The sequence below is a fragment of the Zestosphaera sp. genome (genome assembly GCA_038843015.1).
Lineage (GTDB): Archaea > Thermoproteota > Thermoprotei_A > Sulfolobales > NBVN01 > Zestomicrobium.
Genome location: JAWBSH010000001.1, coordinates 110,018 through 126,255 on the forward strand (window position 1 = coordinate 110,018; position 16,238 = coordinate 126,255).

Below are 16,238 nucleotides of genomic sequence, written 5' to 3' on the forward strand. Positions count from 1 at the left end.
GATTAAATGATGCAAATGAACCTCCACTGAACTTGTAGATGCTACAGTGTTATTCGGAAGGTTCTATGATCTCGTGATATGTATTCTTACCGCATACTCTACAGTAATGATATAACTGGGTGAATTCGCTTAAATCGTAACTCACATTAAGAATCCACACATTACCGCATTCCTTGCACTTAATTCTCCAAGGACTCACTAAGTCACCCCACAAGGAGAATGCGAGAAAGTATTTAAAAACTCTGGTGTTATTCAGTAAGTGATGAGCTAAGGTGGGCCCGTAGCTCAGCTAGGCAGAGCGGCGGGCTCCAGTCCTCTACGGGTCTGCAGACCGAAAGGGATGATAGGAAAGCTTGAGGTGAGACCCGTAGGTCGGGGGTTCAAGTCCCCCCGGGCCCACCACATAACGGGGGACAGGGCTCCTAACAAACCAGAATCGTTTCCTGTTAACTCTTTACTTCCTTAGTACTGAAGTCTTTTCTCCAGTACTCTGTGAGTCTCTTACGCTTTAGTTCTCTTACTTTCTTGTTAAGAAATCTGTACACTGTTGAGTGTTCTCTTCCTTGAATAAGCATTTCTATCGCTTCTCTGGCTAGATACGCTCCCTCGTAATCCCCGATAATAGCTACTAAATCATCATAAACACTTATGTAAGTTCCCGTCAGCTGCTCTATGTTTGTTCTTACTTTTCCCTCCTCACCTATGACTCTTGCTTTAACTCTGTAGAGATGACTCTGTGAATCTCCTATAACTTCTTTTAAGTTTATGATTATTAGTACCATGTCTTCATCTAATAACCTCAACGCCCTCTCAGGACTGAAGCCTGCGTCAATAGCTTTAATAAAGTCTGAAGCTCTCAATACCATCTCAATAGGTGTCTCAGGAGTCGCCGCCTCAATTACTACGCTACTGTTTAAACTGTCGACACTCACGATCGTTTGAGTCCTATTCTCAAGATCTCTTAATGTCTTACCACCCTCACCTATCAACACGCCGAGCCTCTCAGGTCTCACATTTAAATACACTCTCCTCAAACCTTGAGGTACCCTGCCCGCACTACTCATCCACTAAACACCAGCCCACTACTAAGTACCTAATATTATATTTTGCTGGGTTCATAAGCCTTCAAGACCATCTACTAGGTCTTGACTTTCTTTCTGTCCTGAAGAATAGGGCCCCGCGTGTAAACCTTACGTGAAACTTGAAGCATTGCTTAAGACTAGCTCAGTATTCTTATTCTAATTCTAGCTTGCTTGTTTTTCCGGTGATGTACTCAAGGACATTACTTAGTGTGGGGGTATTGACTCCCACGTACTCGAAGAACCTGATTATGTTTCTTAAGTCTCTCTGTAGCAGATTCGTGGCGTTAGGGTGTGTGATGGGTACTGCCTGACTAACGTCTATTATGTAGTGTCTCTTGTTCCATATCATTACGTTATACTCGCTCAGATCTCCGTGTACTAACTTAGCTTTTAAGTAAGCTTTTCTAACGTCCTCGATGATTTGCTGAAAGATTGTTGAGTACTCCTCCGCAGTTAGGTTAGTTTCTTTTAGTAGGGGTGCTCTTACGCCGTCATCTCCTATGAATTCCATAACCAACACATTCTCGTACTGGTCTATGGGTTCAGGCACGGAAACTCCCGCCTTAAAAAGCTCAGTAAAGTTGTTGAATTCTTTCTTAGCCCACAAAATGACTAGCTTCCTAGTAGACTTAGGTATGCTTTTGTCAAATCTGTAATCACCTATTATGTACCTCATCATGCCTTTCCTGAATTCCGCTGATGACGTCAAGTATATCTTGACTGCTAAATCACGTCCCTCAGGTCCTTTACCCCAGTAAACTCTTGATTCCTTACCAGCGCTGACGACTCCCTTAAGGTCACGTATCACTCCCTTCCTCATCAGCTTAAGAACTGCTTGAACAGTTGCTCTATCAAAAACTTCTTCTACAGTCTCGAACAAGTCCTCATCTATTATCTTACGTTCTTTATCTCTGACTCTAAAAAACGCGTCGATTGCTGAGTCTTCAGGCTCTCCACGCGATATTAAAGCTCACCCACACCCTCAGTTAGTGAAGGGTCTAAGAACCCCATCTCAATAAGCTTCTTCTTCTCATCTCTCCCGTACTTGTATAGGATGTCTCCCCTACCCTCGTCAAACTCCCACTTACCGACTAAGACTACATCTTTAACGTTTATCCAAACTTTATGCCTGAGTTTCCCAGGTATTCTCAGCTTCCGCTCTTTCCCGTCCATACATATGGCTTTCACGTAGTTGCCTCCCATAGGCTCGGTAACTACGCAAACTACAGTACCTTCATCAGGGTTAGGGTAAGGAGTTTCCGAGACTGCGTCAACCTTCTTCTTGCCCAACACACCACCTCTATATTAATAAGTAAGAAACTATTTAAGAAGAATGAAACCCAACGTAAGTCTATTATCTCCCTGCTAGCCGCTTAACATAATTTGAGCCCCTATACGTTATTATCTGGATCCTCTCTCCAACACTCAAGTACTTAGGGAAGCTAGTCTTGACTGTCGCTCCCTCCTCACATCTAGCAATGACTTCATAGTTTTTGAAGTCTGTCACCACACACTCGCTGACCGCGTAATCTTCAGAACTTAACAGTCTGAACTCGTCTCTGGTTAAGGATTTCACGCCTATCTTCAAGACTTCATCCCTAGCTAGGTCTCTTAGAACTAGCTTGTCTTTCTGGATGCTGAGGACCTCCATTAGTGAATCCCTAAAATCTATTAAGTCTCCGGGAACTAACTGAGGAATTCTCAACACTATGGATAACTTGCCGTGTCTCTTACCTCTTACTATCCCGTGGAGTTTCCACGATTCCTTGACATACCCTCCAAGCATGCCTTGCAAGTAGCTTGCTGCTTGCCGAGCTACCGATACGTTACTAAACTTTACGTTTATTCCTTCACGTAATTCCTCATAGTCTGTTATGTTGCTACTAATGCTCCTCACGCTACCTATCAACTTAGCTATCCTCTTCTTCACCCCTTCCGTAGGTTCTCCCACAAATCTTATCTGTAGTACAGCTTCGTAGTCTCTAGTCTTAACACTCAAGCACTTAGGACATAACCTAGCGTCTATCTTGTAACTAACTATGAATGCTTGCTCTACAGATTTGCCAGCAAATGAAGACTTTATGAGCAACTCCGCACGATTGTTGCCAGTACTCAAAACCGCTACCTGAATATCTTTGAATGCCGGGTGAGTCTTCCCCTTCTTTATCACAGCCTCATCAATATAGTATCGTATTAGTTCTTCGTCATTTCCCGTGGAAGGTATCCATGAACCACTCATGTAGAGAGACCCGCAAACAGGACATCTTACTAAAGCTATCTTATCAGGGACACTTACTATAGGTCTCTCTCTAACGAAGCAATCTACGCATAAGCCATCGATTAACGGTTCATTACTGGTCTCCCTCTTCCCACACCTCAAGCAAAACCTGCCAGCAAAACTCATAACCTAACCACCTGAGCGTAAGGCACGCCACTCACCCTAAGTATAGCGTCGGGATGCACTAACCCTTCTTCAACGGCTCTGCTTACGGAGGCCTCACCCGCGAGAACAACTATGGAAGCATTCCTTGCGTGATGCATAGCTTCGTTTAGGGTAGTTAAAAACCCCTTAAAAAACTCTTCATTCACGTGCAACACGACATTACCTTCCTGAAATTTTTTCCCTAGAAGTTCTTCATCACATATAGCTACTATCTCCCTAAAGTCTTGAGATATGTCGGTAGTAGCGTGTATCTTCACATAAACCATTACTTGAGACTCAGAACCTCCTTCAAGACTTGAAGACTCGTCTTTACTCAAGACGCTCAAACCTCGTGATTCTTAGAAAGCTTCCCAATATCGGGACTAGATGAGGGTGGGGAACTCAGGAACTACACCCCTCACACAGGCTTTACAGGAGCTTCAGCGCCACAAGCTAAGCACCTTATTACCCATATCTTGCCTTGCTTCCTCAACTCAGTCTGGTAAGAACCGCAAGTCTTGCAGATGACGTAGCTGTCCAGAAATCTCTTAAACAGCGCGTTAATAGTTTGTGATGAAACACGCGAGTATATAGTGAATACTCCGGACTCGTCTATAGTCCCTCTAGCAGCTAACTCTTTAAGGAGGTACCTAGCACACACCTTAGGCTCTCTCAAGATAACGTCGCAAACAGTCTTGAAATTCTTAATTTGTGTTTGGAGTCCTACATGAACTATCTCTAAATCTGGTATATCAAGAGTTACTGTTTGACTCCTCTTCTCAGGGAGCTTCTCATATAATTCCCTAAGTAGCTCCTCGTAAGACGGTAACCCACTCACTCAGCTCCACCTCTACTTAATAAACCAACAAAACTTTTAAGTTAAGTAAAGAACCGTGTTAACGGCTGATATGCTGAGATGAAGATATACATAGAAACATATGGGTGTGCGCTGAATAACGCTGACACAGCCCTAATGAAGAAAATCTTAGTTAGCAGAGGTCATGAGATAGTGTCTCGCCCTGACGACGCTGAAGTAATCATAGTCAACACCTGCACTGTAAGACTAGACACTGAACAAAGAATCTTGAAAAGACTACATCAACTTAAGAAATTCTTGAGCAACAACGGTAGAGTTAAGTTAATAGTTGCCGGGTGTATGGCGGCTGCACAACCCTACACAATCACCAAGACAGTCTCTGAAGCCTCACTAGTGTCACCGCAAAACATTACTAGAATTCATGAAGTTGTTGAAAATTCTGGGAAGTCTGTCATGATCAGTGGTGAGAGAGACACTACCTTACTATGCCCGCTAGTAGAGGGTTTCACGGCAGCTATACCTATAGCCGAGGGTTGCTTAGGTAACTGCTCTTTCTGCATAACTAAGATAGCTAGACGTAAGTTAAGGTCTTACAAGCCTGACCTAATTGTTAAGGCTGTAAAAGAAGCTGTCAGTAGAGGAGCTATCGAGATAGACCTCACAGCTCAGGATACTGCAGCGTACGGTATAGACTTAGGTAGTGTCAGACTCCACAACCTCCTCAAAGCTATAGTAGAGGAGGTGAGAGGCAACTACATGCTTAGGGTTGGGATGGCCAACCCAGACAGCATGCTCCCAATACTTGACGAGTTTTTAGATATTATGAAACACCCTAACGTATTCAAGTACGTACACATACCCCTACAATCAGGCAGCGATAAGGTCTTGAAACTTATGAGGAGGAAGTATACGTACGATGACTACAAGTCTTTAGTAATAGAAATAAGGAAGAAAATACCTGAAGTTCAGCTAGCAACAGACATAATAGTCGGGCATCCGGGCGAAGACGAAGAAGATTTCGATTTGACTGTTAAAGCTCTTAAGGAAGTAATTCCCGACAAAGTACACATAGCTCAGTACACGATACGCCCCAGGACAGAGGCCGCGTCAATGAAGCAAGTCTCAGACTCGATCAAGAAGTATCGAAGCACGGAATTAGGTAAAGTTGTAGAAGAAATAGGCTCTACTCTGAATTCCGCATACGTAGGTACGAGAGCCTGGGTCATCGTGTCAAGAAGGTCTTTCAGGGGGACTCCTGTAGGCAGAACGATAAACTATAAGCCTGTAGTGATTAATGGCTTAGAAGACGTGGGCGTTAGCGGGTATGTTGAGATAACGCAACACACGTTTTACGACTTAAGAGGTTATTGGAGTCCCCTTAATACTGACTCTTAATCCCTCGAATAATCTCGTCTTCAGTGCTTTCTCCTCTCTTCATCTACTCGCTTCTTGAAGTATTCCTCTAATTCTGAATCACTCATTCTAGCGTACTCTTCAGCAAGTATTCTCCTAGCGTCCTTGTTTTTTAAGAAGTAGTAGATAGAGTAGCTACATACAGGAACTATTTTGAGACCCCTCATCTCAGCATCTCTAATCGCTGCTTCAACTAATTTAGCGCCGTAACCTTTTCCCCTGTGTTGTTCTGGAGTAAAGGTCTCGAGGAGATATAGCTTGCCATTCTCTTCCTTGAAAGAAAGCCAGGCTTTAGAACCGTCATCAAATCTAATCATGTAAACACTACCTCTCTTCTCAACACGAACTTCTTCCAACACACTCCCCCACATATTACTTGCTGACCCTAATAAATAATTCTGTTATATGCTAACCAACCTCAACAACTTGATTCCGTTACAGTGAGGAAAGCCGCCGCCGGGATTTGAACCCGGGACCTCTGCCTTACCAGGGCAGCGCTCCACCAGGCTGAGCTACGGCGGCACCTTAACCCATTATCTGTTTAATACTAAAATATTTAAAGCTTTGTAATGTCTGGTCTCCTCCATATCCCCACCTCTTGCCCTGCATTTCGTGTTCTTCATAATACAAAAATAAGAGCGAAAGTCTTTATGATTGTTTTCTAATTTAGGATCTTACTTCTGTATTTTAGTTTCTCTTAGTTTAAGTCGTTTTATCTTTATGTGTTAATGGTTTATAGTTGTTTCATCTTTAATACTTATATTCCTAGTCTTTTCCAAGGCTTGGTGTATTGCTTGAGTGTTGTGGTTGGGAGGGTTGTTGGTTTTGTGGATGGTTGTTTAGTTAAGGTTAGTGTAGGCGGTTTCTTAGTAGATGTTGAGTTGAGTAGTTCTTTATGTAGTGACGGCTTGTTAAGGATTATTAAATCTGGTCGTGAGGTATTTCTTAAGCTACTCGTAGAGGGAGCTACTCCTAAGGTTTTAGGAGTTGTTGGGGCGGGCGATATTCCTCTTAAAAACTTTGATGTAGATGCTTCAAAACCTGATGTTTTCGCTAGGTATTCTTGGTTGTGGTTGAGGACTCCTAAATACTCTAAAATTATTAGGTTTCAGCACATCCTCCTGAAGAGTTTAAGAAGAATACTAGATTCTGAGGGTTTTGTTGAGTTATTACCTCCTGTCTTAAACTTAGCAAGTGATCCTGGGTTGAGGGGTGCTAAGAAGGTTGCGGTGAGTGTTTACGGGTCTACTTACGAGTTGTGCTCAAGCACCATAATGTATAAGCAACTAGCCGCGACAGCCTTAGGTAAGATGTACTTCGTAGCTAGAAATGTTAGGGAAGAACCAGTAGAGAATGTTAAGACTGGAAGACACTTGATAGAGTTTACTCAGCTAGACTTGGAGTGGGCTGGAGCTTCAATGAATGAGATCATGAGTCTCGGCGAGAAGCTAGTTTATGAGTCTTGTCTAGAAGTATCTGAGAGAGCTGGAGACATAATCGAAGAATTCAATCCGAGACTCAAGTGTTTTAAGCCCCCCTACGAGAAGATAACGTTTAGTGAAGCCCTAAACATAGTTAGGGAGGCGGGGATGAGAGTTAGTGATTCTAGAGAGTTACCTCAAGAAGCTGAGGAATTGCTGAGCGTTAAGGTAGGGAAGCCTATCTGGCTAATTAAATTCCCTACTTCTGGGAGAGGCTTCTACTACATGCCTGATGAGATAGAGCCAGACAAGAACCAAGACTTCAACTTGATAATGCCTGAAGGTTACGGAGAGTTGATTGATGGTGGTGTGAGAGAGTTCAGGTATGAACGCATAATGCAGAGACTTAAAGAACTGGGTGAAGACTTAAGTAAGTATTCGTGGTTCTTAGAAGCAGCAAGATTTGGGATAGCCCCCACAGCAGGGTTTGGGCTGGGAGTAGAGAGGTATACTAGATATTTACTCAATCTAAAATATATATGGGAGGCAGTACCGTTCCCTAAACCTCCTGGGGTAGTTAACGCACCATGAGAGGCAGGAAAAGTAGAGTAAGTTTAGATTACTTAGACATACAGATAATAGACCTCCTAAGAAAAAACGCTAGATTAAAGTCTAGTGAGATAGCTAAGAAGCTCGGAAGACCTAGAACCACGGTAGTTCAGAGGATTAAGAAGCTTGAGGAAACAGGCATCATAAGGTCTTACACGATTTCAGTAAAGCCTGACGTTCTAGGCTACAACTACTACGCATACATAGCCGTAAAAGTTAGGAAGGGCCTTACAGGCAAGCTAGACCAGTACGAGCTAGCTAAAAAACTAGTTAGTGAGTCAAGAAACAAAGACGAACTCCCCATGATAGAAGAAGCAGCCATAGTTACTGGAGCATACGACATAATACTTAGAGTATGGATAAGAAACTGGGAAGAACTCTCAAGATACCTACTAAAATACCTTCCATCAATCGAGGAGATAGAATCTACAGAGACTTTCATGGTGTTAAGAAGAGTCCCCGACGACGGATAACCATAATTATACAAAACTAAACACACAAAAACCTTTATAAACTTTACTACCAAACACTAAGCAAACTCACTAGCAGTAACTTACAATAGAATAAAAAACAAAGTTATATTCGGGGGATCAGGTGTGGTAGGGCATAAAATAAACTTGAGAGAATTAAGGAGGGTAGCTCCAGGACTACTACCAGTACTCAACATAATGTCCAGAATGACGTACGGCAAAGACTTAGAAGCAATAGTTCTAGAATCAAATAATGGAACCGCAGAAGAGGTCATAACGTCTCTCTTATTTAAGATCTTCCAGAACGAAGAAATACCAAAACTATTACTAAATAAAATCAAAAACTAATCTCTAACCTTACAAAACAGACCAGTCATCAGGGTTCTCGTCGCCAAGTATGCCGAAGTCAAACTTAGCTAGAGCTACAGTTAGTACTGCAGCTACTACTAACAACTTCTTATTCTTGTTGAGAGTTTCAAGAACCTCAACCAACTTAACAGCTGTTTCGGGCTTCATGTACTTATTCACCAAGTTTATTTTCTTAAAAGGAGATATCAATTTTACTGACAATTATACAAAATAATTTATGTAGCAGATATCTTATTAGAAATTCTGGAGATAAGAGAATTAGAGGTAGTGGAAGGTTAGAAATATGAAGAAGTTAATAGATCCTGAATTCCTTGAAGCAGTCTATAAGATAAGGACTGTTGGTAAGTATCAGATAGTTAAGGAGCTAGCTAAGATATTAGGTGAGGACGTTAGGTCAGTACTTCACAGAATAAACACATTACTAAAAGGTAAATACTTTAGGTTTTCAGTTGACTACTCATTAAGTGAGTTAGGTCTTAAGTTAATAGTTATAGTGACTAACAAGAATCTCTTGATGGAAGAGACCTCAACCAAGTTTATGAAATTCGTTAAAGCGATAGCCTATGTCTTTCCTAATAAGCATTTCTACTCCCTCTACATGCCTGCCAACGCACAGGAGTTGCCTCAACCGCTAAAGATAGATAGCGGGACTACCATAATAGAGCTTCACGAGAGATTAAGGAATAAAACCTCGTTTGCGACGTATGGGATAGAGTCTGTGTTTTCTCCTGAGAAGGGGTTTAGTAAAGAATCTTTTAACGTATTAGGAGAGACTATAGAGAAAGCATTTAATAGTCTAGACAAGAAGAGGTTCTGTGCTGAGGATAAGAGAAAGGTTGTATTTGACGCTGTAGACCTAGGTATTATAAAAGAGCTAGAGAAAAACGCTTTTGTTAGGCAAACTGAAATCGCTAGGACTTTAGGAATCTCAGTAGGTAAGCTTAGAAGGCATGCTAAATCACACGTGCCTTACTTAATCAAGGGTATTAGATTGATGAGCATGCCCTTATACCCTGAAGCATTAGGAACTTCCTTACTAATCTTAATTAAGTCTAATGACGTTGATGTTATTAAGTGTTTATGCGAGGCTTTAGTGACTCACCCTACAGTAGTTTCTTGTGCTTACAGGAACGACGTTGGTTTAGGTATGGCTCAGTTTGTCGTTCCTTTCTCTATGGTTAGGTTTGTTGTTGAGTTTCTTGAAAAGATAGGTGTTGAATACGGTTTCGAGGTTTCTAGAGATATGTTGTGGCTCCTCAACATTGAATTTGGTAAGAGGTTTACTTTGCCTTATAAGCGGTGGGAAGAGTATGTTCCTAAGATGTCTTGGAATATTGATGAGTTAAGGAGGATCTTCAGTGGTTTTGGAGAGACGAGTTAAGGACTGTGTTTCCGGGTTTAGTTTTGATGCTGCTCACTATAGTTTAGTTGAGGGAGAGTTACTACTGCATGGGCATACATTCAGTATTGATGTTTGTGTTGAGGGTTTTTTGAGGGGTTCTTGGGTTGTAGACTTCATTGAGTTGAGGAAGCTTGTTGAGGGGTTAGTTAAAGACCTTAATTACTCTTTCTTGATTACCGCGAGAGATGCTGGCAGCATTCATTTTGAGGCTCCTTTCAAGCACAAGCAGAAGGTCTTTGACTGTGCTATGGTTACTGCTGAGTGTTTGGGCGACTACTTATGTAGTGAGTTGAGGAAAACTTATAGCGAGAAGGATTTAAAGATTCTAGTTAGTGTTAGGGAGGGTGTTGGGAATAAGGCTATTGTAGAGTGTTGATTATGACTCAAGAACCTTACATGATTAAAGAGTGTCTGACTAAACTTACTGCACTACTTATTTGCATAGATATGTTAAGTTCTACATATATTCCAATACCTATAATTATTTTAAGTAATGAGCATAATATTTAGGAGTGTGATTTCAGTGCCGCCGCAATCTATAAGAGTTAGCAGAGACGAGCTAATTTCTTACATAAGGTCTTACTCGTCTAGAGTCATGCCAGGGCTTCTCAACATCTTAAACAGAATTTTCATAACGCGATACAACAGCGATATAGTGTCTTTATTTTTGAGTGACCCGAGGAAGGTTTATGAGACTCTGCTTAGCCTGTACGACAACGAAGACACTGTTACTCTAATAATGAATTACTTGTTAATCAAGCCTATGCTAATAAGACTTGGGAGGCTAGACTTGACAGACAGAGCTACTATGCTAGCCATGAAAAATCCTGAAGGATTTAAGGAATTGCTGAGGTCTCTTGATGTAGACTTGTGATACTGTTTGACTCGATTCTTGATGCTCGTTTTTCGTACTTGAGTAAGTGTTGAGGTGACTCAAGTATTTTAGTGCTTATTTGACTCAGCTCATATGAGTTCTGACACCAAGAACATAGCTGTCACTACTAGAGTGAGTATAGATATGTACTTAAGCGACTTAATAGCGTATCCTTCTATAGCTTTACTCATTATTACTGAGGTGATTCCTGTTAAGATGAGTGCTGAGACGTAGTAAGCTGACTTAAGTAAGTTGATGTTTACCTGACCTACAAAGATAGGTACGCCCCTAACACTAGCACTCATAGAAACAACGAGCTTTAAGGTGACTATTGCTGAGAAAGCGTACGCTATTACTGAAAGCACTAAAACCAGCTTATACTCAGACAACCTGCTCTTTCTGAGATCAGTCAACTTAATTAACTGCCTCAAATACTTCTCGCCCTGACTTAAAACCTCCAAGTACCTACCGCCAGACTTCATAGCTTGCGAGATTGAAGCAAAGACTAACCTAATCTCCTTAGGTAGTCCGCGAGTCACTATAGTCTCAGCTTTAAGAGGGTCCTCACCACTAGATACTAGGTGCGCGTAAGTCTCAAGATATTCAGAAGCCGGCGGACCCACAAAATCAGCAGTCCTCTTAAGCGCGTCAATTATCGGGACACCTGCCATAGCGTGAGACATGAAAACACTTACTAAATCACCTAACTGACTCCTAAACTTCTCTATCTCTCTCGACCTAGGACTAAACCACGAGTAAGCTGATAAAGCGATACCACTAATGCTAAGACCAATCAGTAAGTACGTAGTGTTACCGGACAGCATGAGGAGCGGGATAGTATTAGAAATAGTGAAATCCACCTTAACTTCCTCAAACACGAAACCTAATGAACTAAAGAGAGTTAATGTAACTAAAGGCAATAAAACTAAAAATACCGTAAGAACAAGAAAAACTATAATGCTCCTCTTCAGGTAGTTCATATCATCACCTTAGACACCGTAGCATCTATCAAGACCATCGAAGCTATAGAAGAAGCCGGCACTATCAGATATGAGAGTATGAAAACTACTAACTCGAAAGAAATACCTCCTACAGGATTCAAGACTAACAGAGTGCCTAGAGACCCTACTACGACCGGTGTTAAGAGTGCTATCGCGAGATATATCTCAAGCATGACACCCAACTCATTAACTGCTCTCTCTACCTTAAGCGAGTACCTCTCTAAATACTTGTTAGTGACTGTACTCATCAATTCCAGCGGCTCAGCACCTATGACTACCGAAGCTGAAAGACCTAATAACACCTCTCTGAGAGTTGGTGAAGGAGTTATTTTAGCAACTCTCGCGAGAGCTTCGTTGGTAGGATAGTTTAGCTTAATTAATGAAGTTATCATTTCTAGCTCTACTCGGAAATCTTTTAATACTTCACTATAACTCTGATTAAGAACCTCGAAAACTCTTGAGAGGTCTTTTTCAGACGTAGCTACTAAAGACATAAGAGATGCTAGTAGAGGGAATCTAGCCTCCATAACTTCCCTCCTGCTCTTGTATTTAAGGAAGACAACACCTAACGAGATCACGTAACATAGGGGAAAAACAACACCTAACGAGACTACGACTCCTGAAAGTAGTGAGAGGAGAATTGAGTTACTCGAGTAGTACGTGAACACACAGAACGATAGGAAAGCCGCTAATATGGCTGTTAGTGAAGCTCCAGAAGATATTGAGACGTATCTGTCAAAACTGCTTATCCCTGAACCTATGACGTAATCTTCGAGTTTCGGATACCTAGAATATAGTGTGGTGAACGAGTAAGTAAGTAGTTTAGGTAGTAGGGATAAGTAATTAAAGACTCTTCTTCTCTTCAAGCTCATGGATGACCAACCTGTAGGAGTCTCTTAAGAATTCCTTAGCCTCGTTAAACGTTTTTATTGGGTCTCTCCTGTAACGTCTTAGCGTCGCGTGAAACTCAAATATGTCTACGTTCCTGGCTGCTGCATAACTTAACACAGTAGCTCTCCTCACCAGGTCTGTGAGGAGGTCCTCATACTTCATGAGCGCTAGCTCAGCTATGGATTTTAGTATGTTACTATCTTTTAAGTCGATAAGCCACACGTCCTCGTCTCTAACCCACTTGGAGATTAGCTTGAAACTTATCAAGTCTCTTAACGTGTCGTATTCTCTTACTTCATAGACGTACGTAACTTTCCTGACTATGTTACCCGACATCGGAATTCTAAGTATGTTGACGTAGAGTTTAGCAGCTGCTATGCTAGATTTAGGTACGTTCATGGGCGGGGACGTGAGCCTCCTTATTAAAGCTTCTATATTCTCTGCATGGACTGTTGTAAGTCCTCCATGTCCTGTAGAAACACCCTGGAAGAAGACGTAAGCTTCTCTAGACCTCACCTCACCCAAGATTAAGACGTCTGGTCTCTGCCTCATAGCAGACTCTATCTGTGTCTGCAGCGTGACACTCTGAACTTTAGGGTCGTTACTCAGTCTAGTAGTCATTGAGTCCCAGTTGTCATGGAAGGGGAGGAAGATCTCTGGAGTATCCTCGACACTCACGATCTTCATTTCCGGCGGTAGGAACATAGCTAGAGCGTTGAGAAGTGTTGTCTTACCAGATCCTGTAGGACCGTAAATAACTATCCCTTGCTTATTCTCTACTGCCATCCAGAATAAGGCTGCTAAACCTGGGTCTAGAACACCCCTCCTCAACAACTCAACTATCGTGAAGGGTGTTTCTCTAAATCTCCTAATAGAGAATGAGTGACCCCTCCTAGATACGGTGTCTAAAACTATGTGAACTCTGTAGCCTTCAGGTCTTAACACACCTTCAACAATGGGGTTAGCTACTGAAGGCTCTTGACCAGACTTCACAGCAAGAACTCTAATAACTCTCTCTAGCAAGTCTGAGTTAGGGAAAACGACGTTAGTTTCAAGCCATTCAAACTCTCTATGAAACACGTAAACAGGCAACTCAACACCATTACAGGTTATGTCCTCAACCTGCTGATCTCTTATCAGAGGATCTATAGGGCCGTAACCTACTAGGTCGCGAACAACATAGTAAGCTATGTAGTGGATCTCAGCTTCATTAATCTTGCCTATGTTAGGTGAGCTTCTAAACAAACCACCTAACCTCAAGGAAAAACCTCTCTTCAGATAGTCTCTAACTAAACCAACTACCGTTTCGTATGCTTCACGTGAAAAACCGTAATTAGATAAGCGCTTCATTAAGTTTAAGTCATGATAGACCTTATAGATAAACGCGTTCAGAAGAGTTCTGCCTGTATCGCTGAGCACGGGTTCGTGAACACGATACCTAAGCTTCTTGTCAACTCCTTCAATAATATCTACTCTAATCTCAATTATTGATGGAATCGTATAGCTAATCCTTAAAGACTCATCATTAAATTTCGTCACGTACGTCATGCACCACTGACTTAATACTTAAAAACAGGTATATATTTTTAAACTTAATTCTTATGAGAAAAGTCGTATCTTCTACCTAACATTGATTTTCTTGAAGTGAGTTGGTAGTAGAAGTTAAGACGGAACAACGAAAGAATACAGCGCTTCTGTACCTCTTTGAGTAACTATCTTAGCTATATACACGTTTCCTTTAATTAAGGTCGTGTCTGAAACTATGGTGATGTACCTCACTTCACCAGGCCTTATTAGAGCACCAGAGACTGGGCCGCCCATCATCAAGTTGCCGTTCACGTCAAGTACGTACCCAGAGCTTACGTTTACTGTTATACTACCTATGTTTCTCACGTATATCGTTACAGTAGCGCTACTATCCCCCATATCTACTCTCACAGCCTCAATCTTCACTCTCTCATCTAGCGCGGAGTGTGTGGCTGGGTTGCCTGACACGTAACCGCTAACCCAGACCCAGAGTAAAACTCCTGCTGCCGTGGCTATAAGTATTAGAATCATAGTTGCTATAATGGGTGAAACACCTGAACGAGTTTTCATTTTAGTCCCCCAATATAATAACTATGCGGGAAGAGATTATATCCTTTACTACAAAATTTATGAGGTAGTAAGCAGTAAGTTTTTAAACAAGGGTGTTCTCTCACGTCTTGAAAACTTAAACTTCACGACATTGGTTTAGAGACTAATAGAGTGTTAATTTATTTAAGAGAGTATGGGAACATATGTATAGATTAGGAAGATGAGTATGTTATGTTTGAGGAGTAAGTTGGGGGTTAGCGAGTATATATCTGCTATAATACTAGTTGTTATAGTCTTAGGAGCCCTCACTCTAGTCTACGCTCATTTCAATGCAGTAATGTCTCTGAGTGAAGCACTCTTCTCTAGAAGTTTAACTGAATATAGCGTTAATCTACACTCACTTCTAGTAGTCACCGCGACTTACGTGAGTAGTGAGGACGTTCTTCACGTGGTTGTAGCTACTGGTGAGTACCCGGTAGAAATATACGGAGTCTACGTTGATGAGGTCTTACTTGAGGATTGCCCGACACATGAGTTTAAGATTTTAAGACCTTATGACGTAGTCGAGATCGCTTGCAGGCTTCCTGAGGCGTCAGAAGTGATTAGGGTTAAGATATCCTATAACGGTGGTTTAATTGAAGTCTTGTCGTCGAAGGTGTAGGGGTGGTATTAGCTCTATAGTGGGGATTGCAGCACTAATACTCATCTTCATCGCTATAGTAGCTTTCCTCCTAACACTACTCTACAGACTAACAGACTTTACTCAATCAATAAGTAAGATTTTAGAAGATAGAGTCGAGAGTGAGTCTATAGTTAAGACAGTAAGTGGGGTGTGGACTCACAGAAACTCTATCTTAACAATAAACATAACTAGTCAGTATCCCCAAGCAATACTGTTAACGGGACTCACGGTAGTCTTCACAGACGGCACTAAACTAACCTTCTCTAAATACAATACAACACTAGACGACGAATCATACGTAATCGTAGTTAAACCCGGTAATGAGCTGGTCAAGATAGACCTCCAACTACCTATAACACTAAGCCCTGGACACACAGTCATGATCCTGATATCTAACAATTACCTTGAAAGTAAGAGAATACTAACAGTAACTGCAACTCTAGCAAACCCTTCAACACTAGTCGCGCTACCACTCAGCAGAACGTAACAAAACACAACAGTAAAACTCTGTATTTTAAGTACTAGAGCAAGAGAACATACTACGGTGCTGGTTCTAGCACTCCTCGACTTCTATTTACTAACCCTTGTCCTGAAGAGCAGGAGCTCTCCTGAACGGGTTATTTGAGGACTACACCTCCTTCTTGGAGGTTTAGCTCAGCACCGGGTCTTCGGCGCGTCACCTCTACCCAGCATAATACAGGACTCGAGG

The 16,238-nt window shown here is 41.8% G+C and carries 22 protein-coding genes and 2 tRNA genes; 10 read left to right on the top strand and 14 right to left on the bottom strand.

Annotated features, from left to right (window positions below; translation table 11 throughout):
• Nucleotides 1-49 precede the first annotated feature (49 nt).
• Entirely contained in the window at nucleotides 50-199 is a 150-nt protein-coding gene (locus tag QXL29_00665) for a hypothetical protein (protein ID MEM2283111.1), read from the bottom strand.
• A gap of 75 nt (nucleotides 200-274) precedes the next feature.
• Here QXL29_00665 and QXL29_00670 point away from each other — a divergent pair.
• A tRNA-Trp gene (locus QXL29_00670) sits at nucleotides 275-402 on the top strand.
• A gap of 44 nt (nucleotides 403-446) precedes the next feature.
• On the opposite strand, the gene QXL29_00675 is transcribed toward QXL29_00670, so the two are convergent.
• The 6 genes from QXL29_00675 to QXL29_00700 all read right to left on the bottom strand — a co-directional run bounded on the left by QXL29_00675 (nucleotide 447) and on the right by QXL29_00700 (nucleotide 4,342).
• The gene (locus QXL29_00675) at nucleotides 447-1,064 is read right to left on the bottom strand and encodes a KH domain-containing protein (protein ID MEM2283112.1); all 618 of its coding nucleotides are present in this window, start codon (nucleotides 1,062-1,064) and stop codon (nucleotides 447-449) included.
• A 169-nt stretch (nucleotides 1,065-1,233) separates the two neighbouring features.
• The gene (locus QXL29_00680; protein MEM2283113.1) at nucleotides 1,234-1,962 is read right to left on the bottom strand and encodes a serine protein kinase RIO; all 729 of its coding nucleotides are present in this window, start codon (nucleotides 1,960-1,962) and stop codon (nucleotides 1,234-1,236) included.
• Between the two features lie 83 nt (nucleotides 1,963-2,045).
• Nucleotides 2,046-2,372, bottom strand: a complete 327-nt coding sequence (locus QXL29_00685; GenBank protein MEM2283114.1) for a translation initiation factor aIF-1A — start codon at nucleotides 2,370-2,372, stop codon at nucleotides 2,046-2,048.
• Nucleotides 2,373-2,436: 64 nt separating this feature from the next.
• Nucleotides 2,437-3,486 carry an NMD3-related protein gene (locus tag QXL29_00690; protein ID MEM2283115.1) on the bottom strand — a complete coding sequence of 350 codons (1,050 nt, stop codon included), beginning with the start codon at nucleotides 3,484-3,486 and terminating at the stop codon, nucleotides 2,437-2,439.
• The gene (locus QXL29_00695; GenBank protein ID MEM2283116.1) at nucleotides 3,483-3,851 is read right to left on the bottom strand and encodes a DUF424 family protein; all 369 of its coding nucleotides are present in this window, start codon (nucleotides 3,849-3,851) and stop codon (nucleotides 3,483-3,485) included. Before QXL29_00695 ends, QXL29_00690 begins: the two co-directional genes overlap by 4 nt.
• A gap of 71 nt (nucleotides 3,852-3,922) precedes the next feature.
• Nucleotides 3,923-4,342: a translation initiation factor IF-2 subunit beta gene (locus tag QXL29_00700; protein MEM2283117.1), complete on the bottom strand. Its 420-nt coding sequence runs from the start codon at nucleotides 4,340-4,342 to the stop codon at nucleotides 3,923-3,925.
• Nucleotides 4,343-4,420: 78 nt separating this feature from the next.
• Here QXL29_00700 and QXL29_00705 point away from each other — a divergent pair, with 78 nt between their 5' ends.
• Nucleotides 4,421-5,716 (top strand): tRNA (N(6)-L-threonylcarbamoyladenosine(37)-C(2))-methylthiotransferase, encoded by a 1,296-nt coding sequence (locus QXL29_00705; protein ID MEM2283118.1) that lies wholly within the window; start codon nucleotides 4,421-4,423, stop codon nucleotides 5,714-5,716.
• 20 nt (nucleotides 5,717-5,736) lie between these two features.
• Here QXL29_00705 and QXL29_00710 read toward each other — a convergent pair whose 3' ends face one another.
• Complete coding sequence (locus QXL29_00710; protein MEM2283119.1) at nucleotides 5,737-6,090, bottom strand: GNAT family N-acetyltransferase; 354 nt, start codon at nucleotides 6,088-6,090, stop codon at nucleotides 5,737-5,739.
• A 92-nt stretch (nucleotides 6,091-6,182) separates the two neighbouring features.
• Nucleotides 6,183-6,256, bottom strand: a tRNA-Thr gene (locus QXL29_00715).
• Between the two features lie 281 nt (nucleotides 6,257-6,537).
• Between QXL29_00715 and QXL29_00720 the strand changes: the two genes are divergently transcribed.
• The 3 genes from QXL29_00720 to QXL29_00730 all read left to right on the top strand — a co-directional run bounded on the left by QXL29_00720 (nucleotide 6,538) and on the right by QXL29_00730 (nucleotide 8,582).
• A complete protein-coding gene (locus QXL29_00720) occupies nucleotides 6,538-7,746 on the top strand; it encodes an asparagine synthetase A (GenBank protein ID MEM2283120.1) in 1,209 nt (402 codons plus the stop codon).
• The gene (locus QXL29_00725; protein ID MEM2283121.1) at nucleotides 7,743-8,237 is read left to right on the top strand and encodes an Lrp/AsnC family transcriptional regulator; all 495 of its coding nucleotides are present in this window, start codon (nucleotides 7,743-7,745) and stop codon (nucleotides 8,235-8,237) included. The genes QXL29_00720 and QXL29_00725 overlap by 4 nt, the downstream gene beginning before the upstream one ends.
• A 123-nt stretch (nucleotides 8,238-8,360) precedes the next feature.
• The gene (locus QXL29_00730) at nucleotides 8,361-8,582 is read left to right on the top strand and encodes a hypothetical protein (GenBank protein MEM2283122.1); all 222 of its coding nucleotides are present in this window, start codon (nucleotides 8,361-8,363) and stop codon (nucleotides 8,580-8,582) included.
• A gap of 9 nt (nucleotides 8,583-8,591) precedes the next feature.
• Here QXL29_00730 and QXL29_00735 read toward each other — a convergent pair whose 3' ends face one another.
• Nucleotides 8,592-8,750 carry a hypothetical protein gene (locus QXL29_00735; GenBank protein ID MEM2283123.1) on the bottom strand — a complete coding sequence of 53 codons (159 nt, stop codon included), beginning with the start codon at nucleotides 8,748-8,750 and terminating at the stop codon, nucleotides 8,592-8,594.
• Between the two features lie 136 nt (nucleotides 8,751-8,886).
• Between QXL29_00735 and QXL29_00740 the strand changes: the two genes are divergently transcribed.
• The 3 genes from QXL29_00740 (at nucleotide 8,887) to QXL29_00750 (ending at nucleotide 10,879) form a co-directional block, all read left to right on the top strand.
• Nucleotides 8,887-9,984: a winged helix-turn-helix transcriptional regulator gene (locus tag QXL29_00740; GenBank protein ID MEM2283124.1), complete on the top strand. Its 1,098-nt coding sequence runs from the start codon at nucleotides 8,887-8,889 to the stop codon at nucleotides 9,982-9,984.
• On the top strand, nucleotides 9,962-10,381 hold the full coding sequence (locus QXL29_00745; protein ID MEM2283125.1) for a 6-carboxytetrahydropterin synthase: 420 nt from the start codon (nucleotides 9,962-9,964) through the stop codon (nucleotides 10,379-10,381). Before QXL29_00740 ends, QXL29_00745 begins: the two co-directional genes overlap by 23 nt.
• Nucleotides 10,382-10,528: 147 nt before the next feature.
• A complete protein-coding gene (locus tag QXL29_00750) occupies nucleotides 10,529-10,879 on the top strand; it encodes a hypothetical protein (protein MEM2283126.1) in 351 nt (116 codons plus the stop codon).
• An 89-nt stretch (nucleotides 10,880-10,968) separates the two neighbouring features.
• On the opposite strand, the gene QXL29_00755 is transcribed toward QXL29_00750, so the two are convergent.
• The 4 genes from QXL29_00755 to QXL29_00770 all read right to left on the bottom strand — a co-directional run bounded on the left by QXL29_00755 (nucleotide 10,969) and on the right by QXL29_00770 (nucleotide 14,868).
• Nucleotides 10,969-11,859, bottom strand: a complete 891-nt coding sequence (locus tag QXL29_00755; GenBank protein ID MEM2283127.1) for a type II secretion system F family protein — start codon at nucleotides 11,857-11,859, stop codon at nucleotides 10,969-10,971.
• Nucleotides 11,856-12,752 (bottom strand): type II secretion system F family protein, encoded by an 897-nt coding sequence (locus QXL29_00760; protein ID MEM2283128.1) that lies wholly within the window; start codon nucleotides 12,750-12,752, stop codon nucleotides 11,856-11,858. The genes QXL29_00755 and QXL29_00760 overlap by 4 nt, the downstream gene beginning before the upstream one ends.
• On the bottom strand, nucleotides 12,724-14,319 hold the full coding sequence (locus tag QXL29_00765) for a type II/IV secretion system ATPase subunit (GenBank protein MEM2283129.1): 1,596 nt from the start codon (nucleotides 14,317-14,319) through the stop codon (nucleotides 12,724-12,726). Before QXL29_00765 ends, QXL29_00760 begins: the two co-directional genes overlap by 29 nt.
• 114 nt (nucleotides 14,320-14,433) lie before the next feature.
• Nucleotides 14,434-14,868 (bottom strand): hypothetical protein, encoded by a 435-nt coding sequence (locus QXL29_00770; GenBank protein MEM2283130.1) that lies wholly within the window; start codon nucleotides 14,866-14,868, stop codon nucleotides 14,434-14,436.
• Between the two features lie 199 nt (nucleotides 14,869-15,067).
• Here QXL29_00770 and QXL29_00775 point away from each other — a divergent pair, with 199 nt between their 5' ends.
• The gene (locus QXL29_00775) at nucleotides 15,068-15,508 is read left to right on the top strand and encodes a hypothetical protein (GenBank protein ID MEM2283131.1); all 441 of its coding nucleotides are present in this window, start codon (nucleotides 15,068-15,070) and stop codon (nucleotides 15,506-15,508) included.
• Nucleotides 15,483-16,016 carry a hypothetical protein gene (locus QXL29_00780; protein ID MEM2283132.1) on the top strand — a complete coding sequence of 178 codons (534 nt, stop codon included), beginning with the start codon at nucleotides 15,483-15,485 and terminating at the stop codon, nucleotides 16,014-16,016. The genes QXL29_00775 and QXL29_00780 overlap by 26 nt, the downstream gene beginning before the upstream one ends.
• Nucleotides 16,017-16,238 lie beyond the last annotated feature (222 nt).